This window comes from Gordonia sp. IITR100 (assembly GCF_002009645.1).
GTDB classification, from domain to species: Bacteria; Actinomycetota; Actinomycetes; order Mycobacteriales; family Mycobacteriaceae; genus Gordonia; species Gordonia hongkongensis.
Map to the genome: position 1 here is coordinate 1 of NZ_MVKV01000051.1, position 718 is coordinate 718.

The 718-nt window shown below is 65.7% G+C and carries 1 protein-coding gene; it reads left to right on the forward strand.

The window, feature by feature from the left end:
• The coding region (locus B1818_RS23835; protein WP_139363097.1) for a DUF222 domain-containing protein at positions 1–718 on the forward strand (718 nt) is incomplete at both ends.

The window sequence follows — 718 nt, forward strand, 5'->3', positions numbered from 1 at the left end:
GCAGAGCAACATTCGACGCCCTCGAGACGCTGCGCTTGATCCGCAACACCGTCGACCACCAGATCGTCACCCACACAGCGCAACTCGACGACCTCCGTGTCGCCCAGAAATCGGGCAGCACCACCAAGAAACTGCTGATCGAGTCAGGCCACGCACCTGCCGCCGCTCTTCGCACCATGCGCAGTGTCGACGCCCTGCCCAACCTGCCCGCTTTGGCGCGTCACGCGGCCGACGGGCGGCTGTCCAGCGAGATCGTCGACGCCATCGTCCGAGGCATGCACCAGATCGACAAGCGTTGTGGTGAGGCGCTTTCCGACGACAAGCGCTCACGGTATGAGCTCGAACTCATCGCCCAAGCACTGTCCGGTGCGACGCCGCCGCAAGTACTCAAGCATGCCCGAGCCATCGTCAACACTCTGGCGGACGCCTCCGACACCAGCGTACCGGCCGCCGACGACCCATCGCTGAACGCGGTCAACGCCCACACCACCGACGACGGCCGCGTCGAAATCCGGGCCGACCTCACCCAGATCGTCGGCGAGAAGTTCCAGGCCATGATCGACGAACGATCGTGTCCACGGCCCGAACCCGACGGCGCCGAAGACCGGCGCACCGCCGAGCAGCGTCGCGCCGATGCGTTCGAGTTGATCCTCGACCAAGCAGCGATCGGCGCGACCATCGACACCGTCGGAAGCCCACGCACGCAACTGATGCTGAC